We start from the raw sequence: 24,069 nt of genomic DNA on the forward strand, positions 1-24,069 counted from the left end.
AGATGAGAAGGAATTCGGGGATGAAAGCGGTGAAAGAACAACCTGTTGCTTTATGGCGTAAGGCGCTGGCATATGGACTGATGGGCTGGCTGGTCTGGCAGCCGGTGGTCCCGGCATTCGCGGCGGGTATCACGGTGGCGGAAGGTAACACCCGCACCGATCAGGCCGGGAACGGCGTGCCAGTGGTGAACATTGCCACTCCCAATCAGGCCGGGATTTCGCACAATAAATACACCGAATTTAACGTCGGCCAGCAGGGCCTCATCCTCAACAATGCCACCGGTAAACTCACACAAACTCAGCTCGGCGGTCTGATCCAAAATAACCCCAATCTTGCCGCAGGTCAGGAAGCAAAGGGCATCATTAACGAAGTGGTGTCATCGAACCCTTCGCAGCTTAATGGCTACATGGAAGTCGCCGGTAAAGCCGCGAACGTTATGGTGGCTAACCCGTATGGGATCACCTGTAACGGCTGCGGATTCCTCAATACCCCCAACGCCACGTTAACCACGGGCAAACCGGTGCTGGGTGCAGACGGTTCGCTGCAATCCCTCGATGTCACGCAGGGTGCGATCACGGTCGAAGGTCAGGGGCTGGACGCCCGCCAGAGCGACTCGTTTTCGCTGATTTCCCGCGCCGCACAGATTAATGCCGGTTTGTATGCCAAAGACCTGAACGTCACTTTGGGGGCGAATCGTGTGGATGCGCAGGGTAACGCTGCGCCGCTCTCTGGCGCAGGCGTGCCGTCGGTGGCCATCGACACCGGTGCGCTGGGCGGGATGTATGCTAACCGTATCCATCTGGTCTCCAGCGACAAAGGCGTCGGGGTCAATCTGGGTAACCTGAACGCGTCCATCGGCGACATGCAGATTGATGCCAGCGGGAAACTGACGCTGAACAATGCGACAGCCACCGGCAAACTGACGGCGAATGCGCAGGAGATTGCGCTGAACGGCGCGCAGCAGTCGGGCGGCGATATGGCGCTCAACAGCCAGGGGCAGCTGGCGGTGCAGGGCAGTCAGGTGACCAGCGGCGGGAATATGACGCTGGCCGCAGGGCAACTGACGTCAGGCAGCGCGGCGAAGGTCTCCGCCGCCGGTAACGTCAGCGCAGCAGCAGGAAACGCAGGGCAATGGCAGGGCAGCCTGATGGCGGGTAAAGATCTCAGTCTCAGCGCCGGTGACCTGACCAATAACGGGCTGATTGCCGCCAGCGGTAACGCGAATCTGACAACACAGCACCTGATCAACAGCGGAACACTACAGGCACAAACGCAGTCGGTTCAGGCGACGACGCTGGACAACGGCGGTGTGATACAGGCGAAAGGGGTACAACAGATTCACGCCAGTTCCCTGAGTACGACTGGCGGTTCGACAATCTCCAGTGCTGGCAATTTATCGCTGGATGCTGACAGTGCAACGATCGGCGGGCTGGTTTCGAGTGACAACCAGCTCACCGGACGCTTTGGACAGTTAGCCACGCTGGCCGGTTCGCAAATCCAGTCGGGCACGGATGCGGACGTTCAGGCCAGCGGCGTGACCACGCTGGGCGGTAATCTGCGTGCCGGACGGGATCTGCTGCTGAGCAGCAGCAGCCTGAACTCCGTCAGCGGAGCGCAGGTTTATGCCGTGGGCAATGTTCAGGCTACAGCTGGCAACAACGGCGTGTGGGGCGGCAGCCTGACGGCGGGCGGTAATCTTGGTATGAATGCTGCCGACATGACCAATAACGGTACGCTGGCGGCGGGGGCTGACACGGCGATCACCACACAAAAACTGACCAACCGCGGGCTGATTCAGGCGCAGGGTAAACAAACCCTGATTGCGACCGCGCTCACCAATAACGGTAAATTGCAGTCCGGCGGGACACAGAAAATCGATGTCAGCATTCTCAATAATCAGGGAATGATTGGCTCACTGCAGGGGCTGAATTTCCAGATCGCCGGTCCGATGACCGTGGGTAAAACGGGAAGTTTACTGGCAGGTGACCAGCTGAATATTGACAGCGGACAGCTCACCGCTGACGGCATCCTGACCGGTACTCACGGGCTGACATTGACGACGGGCGCCTTAAAAACAGGCAGCGCAGCGGTGATCACCAGCCAGGGCGATATCGGTTTAACCAGCCATAGCGTTGAAAATGCCGGACTTATTAACGCGGGCGGCAATACAACGCTGACCACGCAAGATCTGAGCAATACCGGGACATTGCAGGCGCAGGGCGATCAGACTTTGCAAAGCGTTTCGCTTGATAACAACGGAACGATTCAGACGAAAGGCACGCATTACATCACGGCGGACCTGTTGAGCAACAACGGCGCTATCGGTGCGGGTAAGACATTACAACTGCAGGCTAAACAGATCCTGAGTCAGGGGGCTGACGGTACAATCGATGCCACCGGCGCACTGGCGATTAACGCTGCACAGGCGCAGATGGCGGGTCATGTCACCGGTCATGAGGACAGTCAGCTGGACTTTGGGTCACTGACGACCGCCGCCAATTCCACGATCTCAGGCCAGGGCAGTCTGTCCCTGAATGCGGGCAGCGCGCAACTCGGCGGCGTGATCTCAGGAGATAACCAGCTGACCGGACATTTTGGTCAGCTGACCACCGCCGCCGGTTCGCAAATTCAGTCCGGTTCTGACGCGGATATTCAGGCCAGCGATTACGCCATGCTGGGCGGTAATATTCGTGCCGGACAAAACCTGCAACTGGGCAGTGATTCACTGAACTCCGCCAGCGGTGCGCAGGTTTATGCCACCGGAAATGTACAGATCAGCGCTGGCGATAACGGAATATGGAACGGTGGCCTGACAGCCGGGGGCGATCTGGCACTGAATGCCGCCGGACTGACCAATAACGGGACGTTGGCGGCGTCAGGTAACACGGACTTCACCACGCAAAAACTCACCAATAACGGGCTGATGCAGGCACAGGGCAGCCAGACTCTTCACGCCACCGAACTGAACAATACGGGTAAAATTCAGTCCGGCGGTACGCAAAATATCACGGCTAATTCTCTCGACAGCCAGGGGCTCATCGGGTCGCAAAAAGCACTGGCATTGCAGGTTGCAGACCAGCTAACGGTCGGTGAACAGGGTTCTTTGTTTGCCGGTGACCAGCTCACCCTTAGCGGCGGTCAGATGACCGTGAACGGCGCGCTGACCGGTAAAAGCGGTCTTTCAGTCGGTGCAGATTCCCTGAGCGCCGGACAAAATGCGCTGATCACCAGCCTGGGTGATATTCAGCTCACCGCCGGGCAGCAGTCGCTTAACGGCCAGATTTCAACGGCAGGCAATGTAGATCTTAACGCCACGGATCTTTCCGTTGGCGCATCGGGCAGTATCCACAGCGACAAAGATGTATCCCTGACGGCAGGCCACGCTTCCACGATCGCCGGTGCGCTGGACGGGAACACGCTGGAGGCCAGCGGCGGCGCATTGCAGGTTACCGGCAGCGGTTCGCTGGTGTCGGTCAGTGATATGCAGTTATCCGCGCAGCAGCAACAGCTCGACGGCGTCACCAGTGCGGGCAGCAATCTCTCAATAACCGCTGACCAGCTCAACGCCGCGCAGGGCGGCAAAACGTCTGCGCAGAACGACATCATTTCGAACATTACCCGTGGCGGTCAGTGGTCGGGCAGCCTGATTGCCGGCCGTGACCTGAACTTCACCTCGGGGGATTTCAGCAACGCAGGCACGCTCGCCGCCAACCGTAACGGGCAGTTCAGCTTCGGCACGCTGACCAACAACGGCCTTTTACAGTCACTGGGCACGCAGCAGTTTAACGGCGACACCTTCAACAACAACGGCACGGCGCAGTCCGGCGGTGACCAGACCTTTACCCTGAATCAGCTCAATAATCAGGGGCTGACCGGGACAAATGGCGATCTGACGCTGAATGTCCGTGACGGTGTCGTGAACGGGGACTCCGGCACATTGCTGGCCGACGGCAAACTGACGCTGAAAACGGCGCAGGCGGATCTGGGTGGAACGCTCACGGGTACGCAGGGCGCAGATCTCACGGCGGATACACTGACCAGCCATACAGGTTCGGTGCAAACCAGTCAGGGCGACGTGAACCTCAGTGCAGGCAACGCCAGCCTGAACGGTTTCCTTTCTGCCGACGGCAGCATGGCGCTGAACACGCAACACCTGACCACGGGGAACGGCTCGCAAACGCAGGGCAAAAACGCACTGGGGATCAGTGCGTCTGAAAGCGCTGAGTTGGGCGGCAAACTGGTGACCCCGGGCGCGCTGACGATCCGGGCCGGAACCTTATCCAATACCGCCACGCTCGGCGCTGATAATGTCGATGTCAGCGCGACGACGCTGACGAACAGCGGCGCGATCTCAGCGGACGATGGCCTGCATCTTAATGCAGAAACCCTGCATCAGCAGGGCAGCGTGAGCGCGCAGAACCTGATGAACCTGGAAGGCGATACGCTGGACAATCAGGGCAGTATTTCCGCGGGCGATCTGGGTATTCATGCCAAAACCAGCCTGACCAACCAGAGCAACGGGGTGATCTCGGCGGGCAACGGCCTGACCGTAGATGCACCGACATTAATTAACAACGGCACGCTGGCGGCGAAAACCGTTGGCGTGAATGCCAGCGGTATCAGCAACACCGGTCTGGTGCAGGGAAACGGCGACACCACGCTGACGGCCAGCACGCTGACTAACGGCGCGCAGGGGCAGGTGATTTCAGGCGGTACGCTGAACGTCAATGCTGCCGGGACACAAAATCAGGGCCGGTTGCAGGGCAGCCAGCTGAACCTGACCGGTAACACACTGACCAACGGCGGGACGGCGCTGGGCACGAATGGCCTGAACGCGCAGATGCAGGGCGATCTGACCAACACCGGTAGCCTGCTTTCCTCCGGCGATGCCACGGTGAACGCCGCGACGCTGGAAAACAGCGGCCAGCTGCTCAGCGATAAAACCGCGACAGTTACCGCTTCTCATATCACCAATCAGGGACAAATTCAGGGCGATACGCTCGCCGTGAACGCCGGTTCGGCCGATAACGGCGGCAACCTGATTGGCCTGAAAAGCCTGACGGCACAACTTCAGCAAGATCTCACCAACGCCACGTCCGGCAAATTACTGACCCAGGGTGCGCTCACCGTCACTGCCGGACACGTCACTAACAACGGCAACTGGCAGGCCGATAGCGCGGATTTACACGCCAGCCAGTTAGATCTCAACGGGGCCATCCAGACCGCAACAAAAGCCAGTCTCATTCTGACCGGCGCGCTGAATACGCAGGCGCAGGGGAAAATTGTCTCCACCGGGCTCGCCGTCTTGCAGGCCGCCAGCCTCAACAATCAGGGGAACTGGTCGGCGGATAATCTCACCCTGACAGGCGGTTCGATCACCAGCAACGGTGGGATCAGCGGCGTCAGCGCACTGGCGGCAACGCTCAGCGGTCAGCTACAGATTCAGCAGGGCGGAACATTACTCAGCGGCGGCACCAGTACGCTGAACGCCGGAAATATCACTAACAGCGGCAATATTCAGGCCAATAACCTGACGCTGACGACTGGCAGCATTTCGAACGGCGGACAGTTACAGGGCCAGCAAAGCCTGCAGGGCACGGTACAAAACGGCATCACTAACCTCAGCGGCGGCACGCTGCGCAGCCAGGGGACGTTGGATTTAGGCGCGCAGTCGCTGCTCAATCAGGGGCAGTTGCAGGGCGATGGCGCCAGCCATCTCACGCTTTCCGATAACCTGAATAATCAGGGCACCTTGCTGACCGGTGGCCGCCTGACGGTGTCTGCCCCCACGCTGACGAATACGGGTCTTTTGCAGGCTCAGGGGCTGACGATGACCGGCGGAACGCTGAACAATAGCGGCACGCTGACCGGGCAGGGCGACAGTACGGTGAACGTGTCGCAGGTGACCAATCAGGGGCAGCTTCAGGGTGACCGTCTGCAACTGACCGGGAACGCCTTGCACAACACCGGCACCGTTCTGGGCAGCCAGACGCTGGGGCTAAACGTACAGAACGCTGACAATCAGGCGGGCGGTAAACTTTACAGCGCCGGCAATCTGACGCTGGTGACACCGTCACTTAACCAGTCCGGCAGCCTGCTGGCACTGGGTGATATGACGCTGCAACTCGGGTCGGGATTCACCCAGACCGGCACGCTGGCGGCGGGGCAAAACCTGAATCTGAGCACGCAGGGCGATCTGAGCGTACTCGGCACCTTGCAGGGCAACGGTATTCAGCTCAGCTCTGCGGGTAACTTCGTCAACAACGGCCAGCTGCGCGGAGGCAGCGGTACGGTGGGCGTGGATGCGAACAACATCACGCTCAATGGCAGCGGCAGCGTGCAGTCCGGCGGTGATATCCGCCTCGCCAGCCGCGGCGTGCTGAACAACAGCGGTTTTGTCGGTGGCGCAGGCAACGTCGTGATGTCCGCAGCGGGTCAGCTGGCCAACAGTGCGCTGCTGTATGCCGGTAACAACATGCAGTTGCTGGCCGACAGCATCCATAACAACTACGGCGATATTCTGGCGGGCAACAGCCTGTGGATGCAGCGGGATGCAGTGGGTAATGCCAACAGTGAAGTGGTCAATACCTCGGGGGATATCGAAACCACCAACGGCGATATCACCATCAATACCGGGCACCTGCTGAACCAGCGTGATGGGCTGAGTACGTCGAGTTCGTATCAGGCGGCAAATAGCCCGGCCTCGGGTGGTGCCAGTTCGATTAAGGTGCGTTTGGGGGATCTTAATAACGACGAACTGGGTATTTATAATTCAACATTCAACTATAACAATGGAGGAAGCGGAAGTAATGGTGAGCGCTGGAGTATAACGACAAGTTATCTGGCACCTAATGAAAAGGGATCCATAAAAAAATATCTGGTCGGAACGTCTTCAGTCACTGCGAGTGCAAGCGGCGGGGCCGGACGTATTGCCGCAAATAGCAATATGAATATTGCTGCCAACTCGCTGGATAATATTGCCAGTAATCTTCTGGCTGGCGGTAATATTTCATTAACAGGTGCAAGTCTGAATAACCAGTCATATGAAAATGGTATTCAAAATAAATACCTGACCTATATCTACTCGGACAAACTTGGATCTGATAATCCTAACAGTGTTGATTATAAAAAAACTTATGCTACAGAATCCGATTCTAATGAATGGACAGTAGGGCGTGGAAATAGTGTCAATTCAGCGGTGACGTATAATCTGTCGGATGCGCCAACCTTTGAAACCATCAGCACCGGAGAAGGCCTTCGCTCTGTCATTCAGGCCGGGGGGGCCGTCAACGCCAGTTTCAGCAACAACATCAGCAACACCACCACGACCGCCAATGCGGGTGGTTTATCACACGCCATCAGCGCACCGGGAATAAGCGGCACATCAGGCCTGCAACAGGTCGGTGGTGTGCAAAGTCAGCAACTGGCGGCGGGTAAAAACCTGACTGTCGGATCTGTGCAATGGACTGATTCCGTCAGCAATGCTTTGCAGCAAATCGGCAACCGGGGCGCGGCGCTGGCCGATTACCCGCTGCCGACCGGCAATAACGGCCTGTTTGTGGCGAGTCAGGATCCGTCCAGCCCGTATCTGATCACCACAAATCCGCAACTTGGCAGCATTGGCAAAACAGATCCCTCGCTGTTTAACGGCCTGAATGACTATCTTTCACGCCCGACATCCCCGGTTTCAGTGGTTAATCAGCAGAGCGTTCAAAGCAGCGGTGGGTTGAGTTTTGTTTCTGCGGGCTCACCAGGTTCACTGCCAGCCTTGTCTTCTTCATCCACACTGGGGTTCGCGCAGACCTCAGCGACCGGGGCCACATTTGTCACTGCCGCAGGTTCCGTCCCAGCGCAGGGCACGGTGGTGACTCGCGTCGTTCAGCCGGGCACGCCCTCCAGTCCGCGCATTGAAACCGCGCCGGTTTATACCGACGAAAGCAAATTCATCGGCTCGGCCTACTTTATGAATCGGCTGAACCTGACGCCGGATTACGACTACAAATTCCTCGGCGATGCGGCATTTGATACCCGCTACGTCAGCAATGCGGTTCTCAGCCAGACCGGTAACCGTTACGTCGGCGGTACCGGTTCTGACCTGGCGCAGATGCAGTATCTGATCGACAACGCGGCTGAGCAGCAGGCCGGGCTGGGCCTGCAACTGGGCGTCAGTTTGTCGCCGGAACAGGTCGCGGCGCTGACCAAAAGTATCGTCTGGTGGGAGAAAACCACCGTCAACGGCCAGACCGTTCTTGCCCCAAAACTGTATCTCTCAGCAAATGACACGAATGCCGTCACCGGCAGCGTGATTTCCGGGAATACCGTCAATCTCGACGCGGGTCATATCGTCAACGCCGGCAGTACGCTGCAGGCACAAACGCAGCTGGCGGCGAAAAGCAACAGCTCACTGGATAACCTGAACGCGGGGCTGATTGCATCCAACGGCAGCCTGCAGCTGAGCGCGCTGGGGGATATCAATAACATCGGTTCCTCGATTGCCGGACAAACTGTCGCACTGGCTTCGGTCAGCGGCGACATCAATAACGTCACGCAGGCACAGCAGTGGAATGCTGCGCCGACCGCCAGCAAAAGCAAAACGTCGCAGCTGACGTTCAGTGATACCCAGACCGGTGATGTCGCCGGCATTTCGGCCACCGGCGGGCTTGCGCTGACGGCCGGTAACAGCATCAACAACACCGGAGCCAAACTTAGCGCGGGCAGCGAGTTGCAGCTGGTCGCGCTCAACGATATCAACATCACCGGCAATGCGCTGAGCACCAGCAAATCGACGGCGAAAACGAGCGCGCAGACCACTGGCAGCCAGGCCAGTGAAGTCAGCGCGGGCGGTAATCTGCAGGCCAGCGCCGGTAACAACCTGACGGTTGCAGGCAGTGCCGTAACAGCCAAAGGCGACACCTCGCTGGCGGCGGTGAATGACATCAATCTCGACGCGATGGACAAAAGCAGCCATCAGACCAGTGGTAAAAACCGAAACGATGATAACAACGCCACACGCACGGTCGTGAGCAGCGGCGGTGACCTGACGCTCAGCGCAGGCCGGGATCTGAACTCGCAGGCGGCGCAACTGACCGCCGACCTTAACGCCTCACTCAGCGCGGGTCGCGACGTCAACCTGAACGCCCAGCAGACCAGCACCTACAGCGAAACCCACGGCAATAAAAGCGTGAGTATCCGTGAAAATGTCGGGCAGGAAGGGACGGCGGTTTCCAGCGGCGGGAGTACGACCATTTCCGCCGGACGTGACATTACGACACAAGCTGCGCAAGTCCAGGCCACCGGTGACCTGGCCCTGAACGCCGGGCGTGACGTCAATATCACCACCGCACAGGAAAGTGAATACAGCTACGACGAAAAGACCAAAACCAAGAAACATCTCTTCTCCAGCACCACCACGCACACCGTCAAAGAGGATTATTCCACCACGGAAAAAGCCTCGCAGCTCAGTGGCGACAAGGTATCCATTGTTGCCGGGCAGGACCTGACGGTTAAAGGCTCATCGGTGGTCGGTGACGGGGATGTGACGCTGAAGGCGGGGAACAATGTCGATATCGTTGCCGCCACTGACACCAGTTCCAGTTATCGCCTGAGTGAGACGCAAAAGAGCGGGCTGATGGGCACGGGAGGCTTTGGTGTCACCATCGGCAGCGCACAATCGCGACATCAGCTCAATGAAGATGGCACCACTCAGAGTCAGAGTGTAAGCACTATTGGTTCAACCGGCGGTAACGCAAATATTATCGCCGGTGAAAAAGCACATATCAGCGGTGCGGATGTGATCGCCGATAAAAATCTGAACGTTGTCGCGGGTGAAGTAGTGGTAGATCCCGGTAACGATTTGTTGAGGCGTAAAGAGAGTTACGAGCAGAAAAAGAGCGGTCTGACATTGTCAGTGTCCAGCCCGGTGACCGATGCCATTCTTGCAGCCAACAGCACATTGAAACGAAGTGGGGAAGTCAGCGATGAACGGCTGAAAACGCTTTATGCAGTGCAGGCGGCAGATAATGCATGGATTGCTGTCGCGGGTGCCTCTTCCATGGCGACGGATGTAGCCCAAGGCAATCTGAACGCCGTTAAGGTTGAAGTCAGCGTAGGTTCGAGTAAAAGCTCATCTGAATCCAGTTCCACACAAAATCAGGTACGCGGAAGCACCCTCAGCGCAGGCGGAAATACCACGTTGGTGGCAACAGGTAATAAAGGTACCAGCGGTGACCTTCATATCAGCGGCAGTGGTGTGACAGGCAATAATGTCACCCTTGTGGCGAAGAATGACCTGCTGCTGGATGCCGCATCTAACAATACCGAACAAACCAGTAAGAATAACAGCAGCGGCTGGAACGTCGGTGTGCATATATCGCTGGGTCAGGAGACAGGAATTGGTGTCTCAGCCAGTGGTTATCAATCAAAAGGAACGGCTGACGGTAAGAGTACTGAGTATGTCAATACCCGTGTTAACGCCAGCGACGCGCTTAGCCTGAGCAGCGGACGGGATACGGTGATCTCCGGTGCGCAGGCATTGGGCGAAAAAATCACAGCTGAGGTAGGACGCGGCCTTACGATTAGCAGCCTGCAGGATACTGACGAGTACCACAGCCAGCAGAAAAGTGTGAGTGGTGGCGCTAGTTTCACTTTCGGGTCAATGACCGGTTCGGCCTCACTAAGCATTAATAAAAGCAAAACCGACAGCGACTATGCCAGTGTCGGTGAGCAAAGCGGGCTTTTTGCCGGGGATAAAGGGTTCGACATTACGGTAGGCAACCATACCCAACTGGATGGTGCAGTCATAGCCAGTACCGCAACGGCAGATAAGAACCTGCTTGATACCGGTTCACTGGGCTGGAGCAATATCAATAATGAAGCGCAGTACAGCGCCAGTAGTCAAGGTCTTGCCGGTGGTTTCTCGTCGGAAAAAAATGATAAAGGCGAGCGGGCTAACGGCGGGGGTGTTGTCCCTGTCATTGGTGTTAAGAGCAGCGGTGACGCTTCAGGTACAACGCAATCGGCCATTGCCGCAGGCAGTATCGTCATCCGTGATGGTGCGAAGCAGACGCAGGATATTGCAGGACTAAGCCGCGATACAGACAACGCTAATGGTCATATCGATAAAATTTTTGATGAGAAGAAAATTGCCGAGCAACAGGAACTCGCGGCGGTATTCGGGCAGATGGCGAACTCGGCCGCCGGTGATCTTGGTGAGGCGATGGGTTGGGGACCGGATAGCCCCGAAAAAGCCGCTATTCACGGTGTGATAGGTGCAGTTCAGGCGAGTTTTGGTGGCGGTAATGCGCTGGCAGGCGGACTGGCCGGGATGAGCAGCGAAGCGTTTAGCCAGATGGTCGATACTTATCTGAGCAACAACACGCAACTGGACCGCAATGAAAGAGGAGCCATTACCCAGTGGGCTGCGGCGCTGAGTGGTAGTGCAATCGGTGGGATGATCGGTGGAACGAGCGGTGCACAATCGGGGGCAACCGCTTCACTGGATGCTGAACGTTATAACCGGCAATTGCACCCGGATGAAGTGGCCCGAATCCAGCAATTGTCCGGAGGGGATAAAGACAAAGAAGCGCGTCTGAAAGCAGCGGCCTGTGCGCTGGTCAAGTGTTCCGCTGAGTTTGCGGAAGGTTCTCCGGATTATGTGAAAGCGCTGGCGCTGGAGCAATTAGGAAACAGCGATGCGTATGCCACTGAGCGCACACAACTTGCATCTCAGAGCGGCAGCCAACTGATTTATGCCATGGGCAGTAATGCCAGTGCCAGTCTGCCAATGTTTGGGTATTCGGTCAGCGATCAAACCGGGGATGCGCTATCTCACTATGGTGTTGGGGCTCGTTTAGGTGGTTTGACGCAATTTACCGGAGGAGAACTTCAGGCGGTGAGTGGCGCGGCAATATGCACTACCAGCGCGGGTGTAGCTTGTCTGGCAGGCGGTTATCTGGCAGCCTCAGGGCTGGATACGGCGAATGCAGGTTTTAATACCTTCCTGTCTGGTGTCAACCAAAAAACCAGCGGTGCTTATTTGCTGGAAGGGTTGGGAGTCTCTCCAGAGTACTCAGAATCAATCTACGGGTTTTCCCAAATGGGGGCAGTAGGTCTTGGTGTGTGGAATGGATTTCGGGTGGAATCTACTGCCGCGACAGGGACTGTGCCCGGTACTAGCGAAATATTGTCCACCCCACCAGGGCAAAGACCTGATCCGGCTGCGTATATGACCCCGGAATATATTTCTCAGCATTTGGCATTGTTCGATGAGGGAGCGACGAAGTTCATGAAGGAAACTAACTTTAATAAGTATGGCATTGGTCAAATTGATGGCACGTCCTTCGTTTTGTCTAAAACAGAAGCTGATATGTTAATGAAGTATGCAAATGGAGATGCAGCGAAACTGGAGCAATCATTAGGTTTACCTTCCGGCTTCTTTTCTACAGGTAATGTTGTACGTGTTGACATCCCTAAACCTGGTGATTTTAATCTACGGATTCCTTCTGGAAATGAGGCCGGTGTGAATGAATTTTGGGTACCGGGAGGGATACTACCAAACAATAACGCCGAAGCAGTGATTGACGCGGGGAGTATATTACCCAATGATTACACGGTTTCTCCTGTTAAATTTAGATGAGATAATTTAATGAAATTTGAAGACGTTTTTTTTAGCAGAGAGGAAAGATATTCTATTGGAATTGAAACAGAGACTGCTCGATATTATCTTTCCATTCCTGTAACCAATCATATGATTGATTATGAAGAATATTATGAGATAAGTGAAAGCGAGTATAATATCTTTCTGAGTAATCCTGCCATGGCAGTAGATTTTGCTAAACAATGCAAAAGACGAGAAAAGGATGATCTTCTAATCGTAAAACCAGGTGCTCTCAGAGGCGTTGCTTCTTAGCATAAACTCAGTCATATCTATCTTGACGGATTTTAGTATTCTGTATTTGTCAGAGAATCTTACGTTCCATCTGCTTGCAGAAGATGTATTTTTGAAAGCGGCCAATCCTTATGTAATTCGAAAGATTTATGCAGGCTGCTTTTGAATTGAAAAAGCCGTCAGCCGCTTTCAGAAAGCTTGCTGAATGAGTGTTTCGAGACCGAAAGGCTCGAAGACCGAAATGAAGGTACCGCGCAGCGGCAAGTTTTCGCGGCAATAGCAAGAGGTGCTGAAACATAACCAGCGAGCGGCAGCGCGTGTTGAAAAAGCGTGGGGAAATCCAAAAGGGGAAACGCTTTTCCCCTTTTGGTCGGTTTCGGCGAGAGCCGCTGAGCGATCACCGCAATTAAAAAACCGAAATTTACGCCAGGCTGCCGTTCCAAAGTTGTTTGGTTGCAACCCAAGGTCTTGACTTGACTTGAGTTAAGAGCTCACCGTCCCGGTTATACCCGATTCAGCGAGTCTCTATGAGCCAAAATCAGAAGCTATAACTCGCTGTCACCGACACATTCCTCGGTTCGCCGTACACCACGTACTGGCTGACACTCGTGTCATATTCTTTGTCGAACAGGTTGTTCACGTTGGCCTGAACGGCGAGTTGTTTCGTGACCTGATAACGGCTGAAGAGATTAACCACGGTATAGCTGCCTTGCTCGGCGTAACGCGTGCCGTTGCCGCTTGGGCCTGGCTCATCCTGCCAGACGTGCGTCTGCCAGTTCGCGCCGCCGCCGACGGTCAGATCCTGCAACATCGGCAGGCGATAGCTGGTGAACAGTTTCAGCTGCGTGCGCGGCAGTTGCGGGTTAACCGCATCGCTGTTTTCGTCTTCGGCAATGTAACGGGTGCCGCCGAACGTCATCTGCCAGTTGTCGGTCAGCGCGCCATTCAGTTCAAATTCAATCCCGCGGCTCACCGTGCCGTTTTTGCCTTCGTACGCCGTATCGGTCGAGCCTTCGATGGTGCGGCCGGTACTTTGCGCGACGTTATCCAGTTCCGCGCGGAACACCGCAACGGAAGCAGTCAGTCGGCTGTTGAACCAGTCGGATTTCACGCCCGCTTCGTAGTTTTTACCGATAACCGGCGACAGATACGCGCCGTTGATATCGCGGTAAGTCTGCGGCTGGAATACCGACGTGTAGCTGGCGTAGGTTGACCAGGTATCGTTGATGTCGAACACCAGACCGGCGTACGGCGTGATGTTGTTCTTCTCAATCTGAGCCGTCAGGGTGTCAGAATTCCAGTTGGTGTAACGCGCGCCGACAATCAGATGCAGCGGATCGGCCAGCGAAATACGCGTGGCGACGTACGCGGATTTCTGGCGGATAACGTCCCGCTCAGCCAGAGAACGCGGGCCCCAGTCAGTTTCCGGGAACTGGCTGTTGTAATCGTTAAAGTTGCCCAGCTCTTCGGTCGAAATATTGGCGAATGAACTGTAATAGGTATTTTGCTGTTTGGAATAACTCACGCCGGTCATCAGTTCATGCTGACGGCCAAACAGTTCGTACGGGCCGCTGGCAAAGGCGTCCACGCCATCGACTTTACGTTTACCGGTGTTGTAGCCGGTTCCCGCGACGACCGGATAACCGGCATAAGCAGATTCGCCCACGCCGGTGGTTTTATCGAATGTCCCGTCGATGTACATCATTTTGCTGTCGATAAGGGATTCGGTATGTGTGCCGTTCAGCGTCGCCTGCCAGCCGTTATCGAAGGACTGTTTCAGGGTGGTGAAAAGTTTGGTGGTCTCTTTATTGCTGTAAGCCCAGTCCGGCGCGGAGTTGAAGCCACGGCGGTAATCGGTTTTGCTGCCGTCGAGATACCAGCGCGGCATGCCGCCCCAGGTCGGGCTGTCGGTGTTGGTTTGCTGGAATTCGTAGCCCGCGGAAAGCAGGGTGGAATCGGTCAGGTCGGCATCCACCGTGGCGTAGACGAATTTTTTGGTCGCGTTGTAACGCTCAACGTAGCTGTTCTGATCCTGATATCCGGTGATCAGGCGGCCACGTACGCTGCCGGATTCGTTCAGCGGGGTGGATAAATCTGCCACGTAACGCTGTTTGTTCCAGCTGCCGTAAGTTGCGGAAACATTGCCGGTGAATTCTTTGCTGTCGGCGTGTTTACGTACCTGATTGACGGAGGCGGACGGGTTGCCCGGGCCGGTCATCAGGCCGGTTGCGCCGCGCACCACTTCGATGCGTTCGAACAGTGCGGTGTCGGACTGGGAATCGCCCAGATCCCAGCGTGGGTCGAAGGTGGTCGGAATGCCATCGACCATGTAGTTATCGATTAAAAAGCCACGTGCGTAATAGGTGCGGCGGTCAAGATCCGAGACGCTTTCCTGAATGCCGGTGGTGTTTTTCAGGACATCACCCAGCGTTTGCAGCTGCTGATCCTGCATACGTTGTTTGCTGATGATGCTGACAGACTGCGGAATGTCGCGGGTGGTCAGCGCCATTTTGGTACCCGCGGTGGTGACCGGTACGCTGTAATCGGTGGCGGCAGTGTCGGTAGCCGCGGCGTTATTCTGGCCGGTCACGACGACCGTATCGTCGGTTTTATTCGCCGCAGTTTCGGCGGCATAGGCAGAATGTAAAGAAGACGAAATAAAAACAGCAATAACAGAAAGTGAAAGTTTCTGTCCTAAATTATTATTCCTGCCACGGATTGATTTAACTGACTTTTTCCCTGAAACGGATACCATTTATTATTCTCCGAAATATTATTTTATATTTTATTAGCCACAACTTTTAGATATTTATAACGCTTTAAAAGGGTGAACAAGACCCGCCGGGATCCCCCGAAAAAAGAGGGCCGGAATGGTGGAGTGCAAACTCAGTTAATAAAGCGAATGAGAATAATACGCATTGGGTTTAACGGTGTAAATAAATATTACCATTCTGTAATAGTGAGTTTTCTTTTCTCTTTTTTAGCCATTAAGAAATCTAGACATCTAAACGTTCGTTTTGTAGAGTGTCATTCACCTGCTGAATTACTGCTTGATTCAGTTAAGAAAATTTCGAGGCGACGACACAATGATCAGTAACATTAAAATTCTCGATGGCGGAATGGGCCGTGAACTGGCCCGGATGGGTGCGCCGTTCCGTCAGCCGGAATGGTCGGCGCTGGCGCTGATCCAGGCACCGGAGTTTGTGCGTAAAGCGCATGACGCTTTTATTGCAGCCGGTTCCGACGTGATCACCACCAACAGCTACGCCGTCGTCCCTTTCCATGTGGGCGAAACCGTCTTTGCGGAGCAGGGGGCGGCGCTGATTGCGCTGTCCGGAAAACTGGCGCGCGAAGCCGCTGATGCGGCAAAAACGCCGGTGAAAGTGGCGGGTTCCCTGCCGCCGGTTCTGGGCTCATATCGCCCGGATCTCTTCGAACCAGTTGCGGCGAAAAAACTGCTGACAGTGTTGGTGGAAAATCTCAAAGACACCGTGGATTACTGGCTGGCCGAAACGCAAAGTTCAGTCGCCGAGGTCGAAGCGGTGCGCGAAGTGCTGACAGACGTGCTGGGCGATGACCCGCGTCCGCTGTGGTTCTCGTTCACCTTGCAGGATCAGCTCAACAATGACGGCCACGCGCTGCTGCGCTCCGGCGAATCCATTGAACAGGCGGTTGACGCCGCGCAGCGTTTATCCGCCAGCGCGATTTTGTTCAACTGTAGCCGTCCGGAAGTGATGGCCGCCGCCGTTTGTGCGGCACGTGCCGCAAGCACCTCTCTTGATATCGGCGTTTATGCCAACGCTTTTGAGCCGGCGGATAACAAACGCGGCGCGAACGAAGGGTTAAGCAAAATGCGTCAGGACACCGATCCTGCCGGATATTTGCAATTTGCCGAAGACTGGGTGGCGCAGGGCGCAACGATGGTTGGCGGCTGCTGCGGTATCGGGCCGGAACATATCGCGGCATTGAAAAACGCATTCAGCCAATAAAATCAAAAACATTTCAGCCGCCAGACGGACTGAATTTTGGGGCGTTATCGCCTCAGTGACAGGGGAAAAACATGATTGATCGTCGTTCGTTTATTAAAAGTGCGGGGGCACTTTCCATCGCAGCCGCCACGCATTCATTGTGGCTGGGCAACGCCTTTGCCGCCGACGCGGAAAAGCCGAAAAAAGGCGGGCATCTGGTGGTGGGCGTGGATAACGCGTCCAGCACCGACCGTCTGGATCCGGCATTCTGGTTCGAAACCTACATGTATTTTGTCGGTTCTCAGGTCTTCAATAACCTGGTGGAAATCAACGAAAGCGCCGGGCTTGCGCCCTCGCTGGCGGAATCCTGGTCATCTGCCGATGGCAGCAAAACCTGGGTGCTGAAAATCCGTCAGGGCGTGCAGTTCCACGATGGCCGTTCGCTGGGCGCGAAAGACGTGGTGTATTCCCTCAATCACCACCGCGGCGAGAAATCCACGTCGCCGGTAAAAGGTTATCTGGACACTGTCAGTTCCATTGAAGCGACCGGTGAACACGAAGTGACGATCAAACTGACCGCCGCCGATGTGGAATTTGTCTGGCTGCTGAGCGCGGTGCATTTTGCGATCACCGCCGAAAATGAAAACTACGACAAAGGCATCGGCACCGGCGCGTTCATTCTGGAGAAATTCCAGCCGGGCGTGACCACGCTGACCAAACGCAATCCGAACTACTGGAACAGCGAACGCGGGCATGTAGATTCCGTCGAAACGCTGGCGATGAACGATTCCACGGCGCGCGTGGCGGCGCTGGTCAGCGGCTCTGCGCACCTGATTAACCGCGTGAATCCGCGCATTGTCAGCCGTATCGAGCGCATGCCGAACCTGAAACTGGTGCGCGCGAAAGACAGCATGATTTACACCTTCCCGGGGCTGTCGAATCTGGCGCCGTTTGATAACGTCGATGGCCGTCTGGCGCTGAAATACGCCATCGACCGTCAGCAGATTATCGACACCGTTTTAGGCGGATACGGCACCGTTGCCAACGATAATCCCATTTTCCCGTCGAACCGTTACTTTGCGAAAGACATTCCGCAGCGTCCGTATGACCCGGAAAAAGCGCAGTTCCACTGGAAGAAATCCGGGTTCAGCGGCCCGCTGACGCTTAACGTGGCCGACGCCGGTTTCCCGGGCGCGGTCGATGCCGGTCAGCTTTATCAGCAATCTGCGGCGAAAGCCGGGATTAACCTCAACGTGGTTCGCGTGCCGGATGACGCGTTCTGGAATGATATCTGGCAGAAAAAAGCGTTTGTGTCGTCGAACTGGGCGAACCGTCCGACCGCCGATGCGCTGCTTTCTCTGGTGTTTACCAGCCAGTCCTCGTGGAACGAATCGGCCTGGCACGTTCCGGCCTTCGATGCGATGGTGAAAGCCGCACGCGGTGAGCCGGATGAAGCGCGCCGTAAGCAGATTTACCACGATATTCAGGTGATGCTGGTCGATCAGGGTAGCGAAGTCATTCCGCTGTACGCCGACGCGCTTGACGGCTGCTCATCCAAAATCAAAGGTTTCACCTCCGTGCCGGGCATGCCGCTGAGCGGTAACCGCGCGGCAGAGAAAATCTGGATCGAAAGCTGAGCCGGGTAAAAGAATAATGTCAGAGCTTCCTTCTGTAAAAACAACACAACGGCCTGCGGGCCGTTTTTCGCTGTACCGTGTTTCTCAAAATGGCTCGCTTTTGCGCATGGTACTGGTGCGTTTGTTTTATGGCGTGCTGGTGGTGCTGGCGGTTTCCGTGCTGATTTTTGCCGGTGTGCAGTTGCTGCCGGGCAACGCGGCCACCGCCATTCTCGGCCAGAGCGCGACACCGGACGCCATCCGCGAGCTGAACTTACAACTCGGGCTGGATAAACCGGCGGCGACCCGCTATCTGAGCTGGCTGTTTGGTGTGCTGCACGGCGATTTCGGTACCAGTTTTTCCACCCGCGAAGCCATCAGCGGCCCGCTGTTTACGCGGCTTGGTAATACGCTGTTTCTGGCGGGATGCACCGCCGCCATCGCGGTTCCGCTGGCGCTAATCATCGGGTTTATTTCCGTGCGTTATCACGGCAGCGTTATCGATACTTTCCTCAATGCCATCACCCGCGCCACCGTTGCGCTGCCGGAATTTTTCTCCGGTTATCTGCTGATCCTGATTTTCGCCATCACGCTGGCATGGGCACCGAGTAACAGCAGTATTTCGCCGGACATGCCGCTGGCTGCCAAACTTTCTGCAATCTCACTGCCGTGCGCCACGCTGGTGCTGGCGATCCTCGGGCACATGAGCAACATGACCCGCGCCGCGCTGATTGCCGCGCAAAGCTCCGCCTATGTGGATACCGCGCTGCTGAAAGGGCTGTCGCCGTCGCGCATTTTGTGGCGTCACGTTCTGCCCAACGCCATCGGCCCGATTATCAACGTCGTGGCGATCAATCTGGCGTATCTGATGGTTGGCGTGGTGATTGTCGAGAACGTCTTTGTGTATCCGGGGCTGGGGCAATATATGGTCGACAGCATCAGCAAACGCGACATTCCGGTGATGCAGGATTGCGCGCTGTTGCTGGCCGGGATTTATATCCTGCTGAATTTGCTGGCAGACGTGATGGCGCTGGTCGCCAATCCGCGTTTACGCCATAACCGCTAAATTTTAGGAATTGCTGCAATGCCTGCCTTAAAACCTGCCTCGATTCTTGGCCTGCTGGTGCTGAGTCTCTTTGTTCTTATCGCGATTTTTGCGCCGTGGCTGGCACCGCACGCACCGGATCAGACACTGGGCATGTCGTGGGATCTGCCGGGGCCCAATGCGCTGCTCGGCACCGACAATCTCGGGCGTGATCTGCTTTCGCGCCTCATCTGGGGCACCCGTGTTTCGCTGGGCGTTACCGCGCTGGCGGCGCTGGTGGCCTTTTCGGTCGGCTGCACGCTGGGCTTTATCGCCGGATTACGCGGCGGCTGGCTGGATCAGGTGATTTCCCGCTGCAACGACATCGTGATGGCGATCCCGACGCTGATTCTGGCGCTGATCGTGCTGGCCGTCTTGCCGAAAACTTTGCTGACCCTGACGCTGGTTCTCGGCCTGCTGGAATCCACCCGCGTGCTGCGCGTGGCGCGTTCTCTGGCGACGGATATCGGCGTGATGGAGTTTGTTGATGTGGCGCGCCTGCGCGGAGAAAGCCTCGGCTGGATCCTCCGGCGGGTGATTTTGCCTAACGCCCTACAGACGCTGATTGCCGAATTTGGCCTGCGCTTTATTTTCATTTTGCTGTTCCTCTCGGCGCTGTCGTTCCTTGGCCTTGGCGTTCAGCCACCGACCGCCGACTGGGGCGGGCTGGCGCGGGATAATAAAGACGGCATTCTGTTTGGCGTCTGGGCGGCGCTGATCCCCGGCGGGGCGATTGCGGTGCTGGCGCTGGCGGTCAATGCCGTCGCCGACTGGCTGATGAGCGGTTCGACCCGCGTCTGGGGGAAAAAAGCATGAACGACGTTTTACTCAAAACAGAAAATTTGCGCGTGGTGTCCGCCGGTAAAAATCCGCGCACACTGGTGGATGACGTGTCTTTTACCGTCAAACGCGGCGAAGTGCTGGGGCTGATTGGCGAATCCGGCGCGGGGAAATCCACCATCGGCCTGGCAATTCTCGGCCATTGTCGTCAGGGAATGCGTATTCATTCCGGCAGCATTGTCTTTAACGGGCAGGATCTCACTGCGTTGTCTGACCGGCGTTTACGCCAGATCCGTGGCCGCCATATTGCGTATGTGGCGCAGTCCGCCGGTGCGGCGTTTAACCCGGCGATGACCCTGGGTGAACAGGTGATTGAAGCGGCACTGAAACACAAAATCTATGACCGCCAGCAGGCACAGGCGCGCGCCATTGAACTGTTTGAACAGCTCGGTTTGCCGCAGCCACAGGCGTTTTATCAGCGTTATCCGCATCAGGTTTCCGGCGGTCAGCTGCAGCGGGCGATGATTGCGATGGCGCTGTGTGCCAGTCCCGAACTGCTGATTTTCGATGAGCCGACGACGGCTCTGGATGTCACTACGCAGCTTGGTGTGCTGAAAGCCATTGCCGATGTGATCCGCATTTCCGGCGTGGCGGCGATTTACATCAGCCACGATCTGGCCGTTGTCGCGCAAATCAGCGACAAGATTATGGTGTTGCAACACGGCAAAACGGTGGAACAGGCACCGACCGCGCAACTGCTGGCGCAGCCGCAACAGGAATACACCCGGCGTCTGCTGAATGCGCAGGGCGAAACTAAAACGCCGCAAACCGGCGAGGCACCGGTCGCGCTGAGTCTGCGCAATATCAGCGCGCGTTATCAGGCGCAGCCGGTCTTGCAGGATATTTCCCTGAATTTGCCGCGTGGGCGGACGCTGGCGGTGATCGGCGAATCCGGTTCGGGGAAATCAACGCTCGGCAAAGTGATTTGCGGGTTGCTCATCCCGGAAACGGGGGAAGTGACGCTGGAACAGCAAACGCTGCCTGCGGGCTTGCGTCAGCGCAGCCGCCCGCAGTTGCGCGATGTGCAGCTGATTCATCAGATCCCCGATACCGCGCTGAACCCGAAAGAGCGCATTGGCGGGCAGATTTCCCGCGTGCTGGAATGTTTTACTTCGCTTAACCGTCGCGAACGGCAGGCCAAAGTCAGCGAACTGCTGGCGCAGGTCGGGCTACATGCGGAGCTGGCGGAGCGTTTCCCTTCGGCACTTTCCGGCGGCCAGAAACAGCGCGTCTGCATTGCACGGGCGCTGGCGGCGGAGCCGAAACTGATTGTGTGCGACGAACCGACGTCCGCGTTAGATCCGCTGGTGGCGCGCGACGTGCTGGCGCTGCTGCGTAAAATTCAGCACGACACCGGCATCGCGTACCTGTTTATCACGCATGATTTGCAGGTGGTGCGCGAGATTGCTGATGAAGTGGCGGTGCTCAGACAAGGCGTGATTGTACGGCAGGGGCCGGTGGAATCCGCACTGAGCGAACCGCTGGACGATTACACCCGCGAGTTGCTGCATTCCGTACCGGAAATGCGCACCGGCTGGCTGGCGGAAATGTTCGTCAGCGCGTAAAGCGGCCTCCCCTGAAAAGGGGAGGCGTAAATCGCATCTCATTTTTGTACAGTATCAAACCTTTCTGATTCATTTCTCTTTACACTTCCCTAATAATTCATTCACTAAAGATCTCTTTATTTGTACCGATAACCTTCCTGAACGTTAAATATTTCTAAGGGTTTTATTCCCGCGTCAAAAAATTAATTTGAGATAAGGGTTTTCGGATTATTTAAAAGAAAATAAACAGTGATTTCGCTATGCAATCATCAGCAATTTGAATTGTTTCGCGTTGTATACATTTTATTGGCCAGGAAATAAGGGAGTGAGAATGTTTAAGATGATCAACAATATGCGGGTGGGTGCCCGTTTGGGGGCCGCATTCAGCCTGGTAATTCTGCTATTAATCATCGTCAGCGTGACGGCAGTAACCAAAATAAGCGGTATCAACGCCAGTATTGAGCAAATAGTCAACGATCGTTATGTGAAAGTTCGTCTGGCATTTGATGTCCGCGACGGTGTGAATAACCAGATTAAATTCTTGCGCGGAATTGTTATCGATACCAAAAATCCTGAGCAAAACCAAAAACGTTATTTACAGCTGGATGACACCATTAAACAAACCAATCTGGCGATGAGCAAAATTGCGGCCATCCAGACAACGGTGACCGGCAAGCAAAAAATCAAAGCCTTGCAGGATGCCAGCGATGCGTTTGAAAGCGGCAAAGAAGCGCTGATTGCACTGGCCCGCGCCGGTGATATGGACGGCGCAACCGAATATGTTCTGCGTAAACTGACCACGTCGCAGAACGCGTATCTGGATCTGGCGACCGCTTTTGCCAATTCTCAGGATCAGCAATTGCAGGCCGAAGGCAAAAAAGCCGTGGCAGACGGGCATACCGCCATTGAACTGACGCTGATTTTTTCCGCGCTGGCGATCCTTGTTGCAGCGGCAATGGGCTATTTCCTGACCCGTTCTATCACCCGTCCGCTGCTTAACGCGGTGAAAGTGGCAGAAAACGTGGCGGCAGGTGACCTGACCACGCAAATTCAGGTGAATTCCCACGACGAAACGGGCCAGCTGATGCAGGGCCTGAAAAACATGAACGAAAATCTGCTCAAGATCGTGACTGAAGTCCGCGCCGGAACCAATGCGATTAACAGTGCGTCCAGCGAAATTGCCGCCGGGAACCTGGATTTGTCTTCCCGCACCGAACAGCAGGCCAGCTCTCTGGAAGAAACCGCCTCGGCGATGGAACAGATGACCGCGACGGTGAAACAGAATGCTGATAATGCGCGTCAGGCTAATCAGCTGGCGGCGCAGGCTTCCCGCGTGGCGGTGCAGGGCGGTGAAGTGGTGGGCGAAGTCGTTAATACGATGGAAGGCATCAACGCGTCTTCCCGTAAAATTGTCGATATCATCGCGGTCATCGACGGCATTGCGTTCCAGACCAACATTCTGGCGCTGAACGCCGCCGTGGAAGCCGCGCGTGCCGGTGAACAGGGTCGCGGTTTTGCTGTGGTGGCCTCGGAAGTGCGCAATCTGGCGCAGCGTTCTGCTTCGGCGGCGAAAGAGATTAAATCGCTGATCGACGATTCTGTTCTGAAAGTCGATAACGGAACGCAACTGGTCGCCAAAGCGGGCGCAACCATGGCCGAAGTGGTGTCCAGCGTGAAGAACGTGACCGATATCGTGGGCGAAATTGCGATTGCCAGCAACGAGCAAAGCACCGGCATCGAAGAGATCAACAAAGCCATCAACCAGATGGACGAAGTCACGCAGCAGAACGCCGCGCTGGTTCAGGAAGCCTCTTCGGCGGCGTATTCCCTGAATGAGCAGGCGGAGCGCCTGTCGCAGGCCATCAGCATCTTTAAAGTCAGCGCGGCGACGGCAACCTCCGCCGTGCGCAAAGCGACGCTGGTTAAATCCCCGGCGTTATTGCCAAACCGTCGCGCGGTGCCTGCCGCCGATGAAGGCTCGTGGGAAACCTTCTGATTTTCTGATTATGTTCTGCGTTAATTCTCCAAACCCGGTACTGAGTATCGGGTTTTTTACTTTTCTGCCGTTTACAGACTTTTAAGACACTTCCCCTAACTGCCGTACTTCCCCTCTTTGTTATTGTTTTCCTG

Annotated in this window: 9 protein-coding genes; 8 read left to right on the plus strand and 1 reads right to left on the minus strand. The window is 56.0% G+C overall.

Features of this window, described 5'->3' with window-relative positions; all coding sequences use genetic code 11:
- The first annotated feature begins 20 nt into the window (after positions 1 to 20).
- Both KWG64_RS08180 and KWG64_RS08185 read left to right on the plus strand, forming a co-directional pair.
- On the plus strand, positions 21 to 12,635 hold the full coding sequence (locus KWG64_RS08180; protein WP_218521561.1) for a hemagglutinin repeat-containing protein: 12,615 nt from the start codon (positions 21 to 23) through the stop codon (positions 12,633 to 12,635).
- Between the two features lie 9 nt (positions 12,636 to 12,644).
- A complete protein-coding gene (locus tag KWG64_RS08185; RefSeq protein ID WP_104925068.1) occupies positions 12,645 to 12,908 on the plus strand; it encodes a hypothetical protein in 264 nt (87 codons plus the stop codon).
- A gap of 517 nt (positions 12,909 to 13,425) precedes the next feature.
- On the opposite strand, the gene fhuE is transcribed toward KWG64_RS08185, so the two are convergent.
- Positions 13,426 to 15,642 (minus strand): ferric-rhodotorulic acid/ferric-coprogen receptor FhuE, encoded by a 2,217-nt coding sequence (fhuE, locus tag KWG64_RS08190; RefSeq protein ID WP_255562123.1) that lies wholly within the window; start codon positions 15,640 to 15,642, stop codon positions 13,426 to 13,428.
- A gap of 331 nt (positions 15,643 to 15,973) precedes the next feature.
- Between fhuE and KWG64_RS08195 the strand changes: the two genes are divergently transcribed.
- The 6 genes from KWG64_RS08195 (at position 15,974) to KWG64_RS08220 (ending at position 23,935) form a co-directional block, all read left to right on the plus strand.
- Positions 15,974 to 16,876, plus strand: a complete 903-nt coding sequence (locus KWG64_RS08195) for a homocysteine S-methyltransferase family protein (RefSeq protein WP_218521562.1) — start codon at positions 15,974 to 15,976, stop codon at positions 16,874 to 16,876.
- Positions 16,877 to 16,950: 74 nt separating this feature from the next.
- Entirely contained in the window at positions 16,951 to 18,492 is a 1,542-nt protein-coding gene (locus KWG64_RS08200) for an ABC transporter substrate-binding protein (RefSeq protein ID WP_218521734.1), read from the plus strand.
- Between the two features lie 106 nt (positions 18,493 to 18,598).
- Entirely contained in the window at positions 18,599 to 19,537 is a 939-nt protein-coding gene (locus tag KWG64_RS08205) for an ABC transporter permease (RefSeq protein WP_218521735.1), read from the plus strand.
- 18 nt (positions 19,538 to 19,555) lie between these two features.
- Positions 19,556 to 20,371 (plus strand): ABC transporter permease, encoded by an 816-nt coding sequence (locus tag KWG64_RS08210; RefSeq protein ID WP_195824164.1) that lies wholly within the window; start codon positions 19,556 to 19,558, stop codon positions 20,369 to 20,371.
- Positions 20,368 to 21,960, plus strand: a complete 1,593-nt coding sequence (locus KWG64_RS08215) for an ABC transporter ATP-binding protein (RefSeq protein WP_218521563.1) — start codon at positions 20,368 to 20,370, stop codon at positions 21,958 to 21,960. The genes KWG64_RS08210 and KWG64_RS08215 overlap by 4 nt, the downstream gene beginning before the upstream one ends.
- Before the next feature lie 310 nt (positions 21,961 to 22,270).
- Positions 22,271 to 23,935: a methyl-accepting chemotaxis protein gene (locus KWG64_RS08220; protein ID WP_218521564.1), complete on the plus strand. Its 1,665-nt coding sequence runs from the start codon at positions 22,271 to 22,273 to the stop codon at positions 23,933 to 23,935.
- Positions 23,936 to 24,069: the final 134 nt, after the last annotated feature.

The sequence above is a fragment of the Rahnella sp. PD12R genome, from assembly GCF_019200965.1.
In the GTDB taxonomy this organism is placed as follows: domain Bacteria; phylum Pseudomonadota; class Gammaproteobacteria; order Enterobacterales; family Enterobacteriaceae; genus Rahnella; species Rahnella laticis.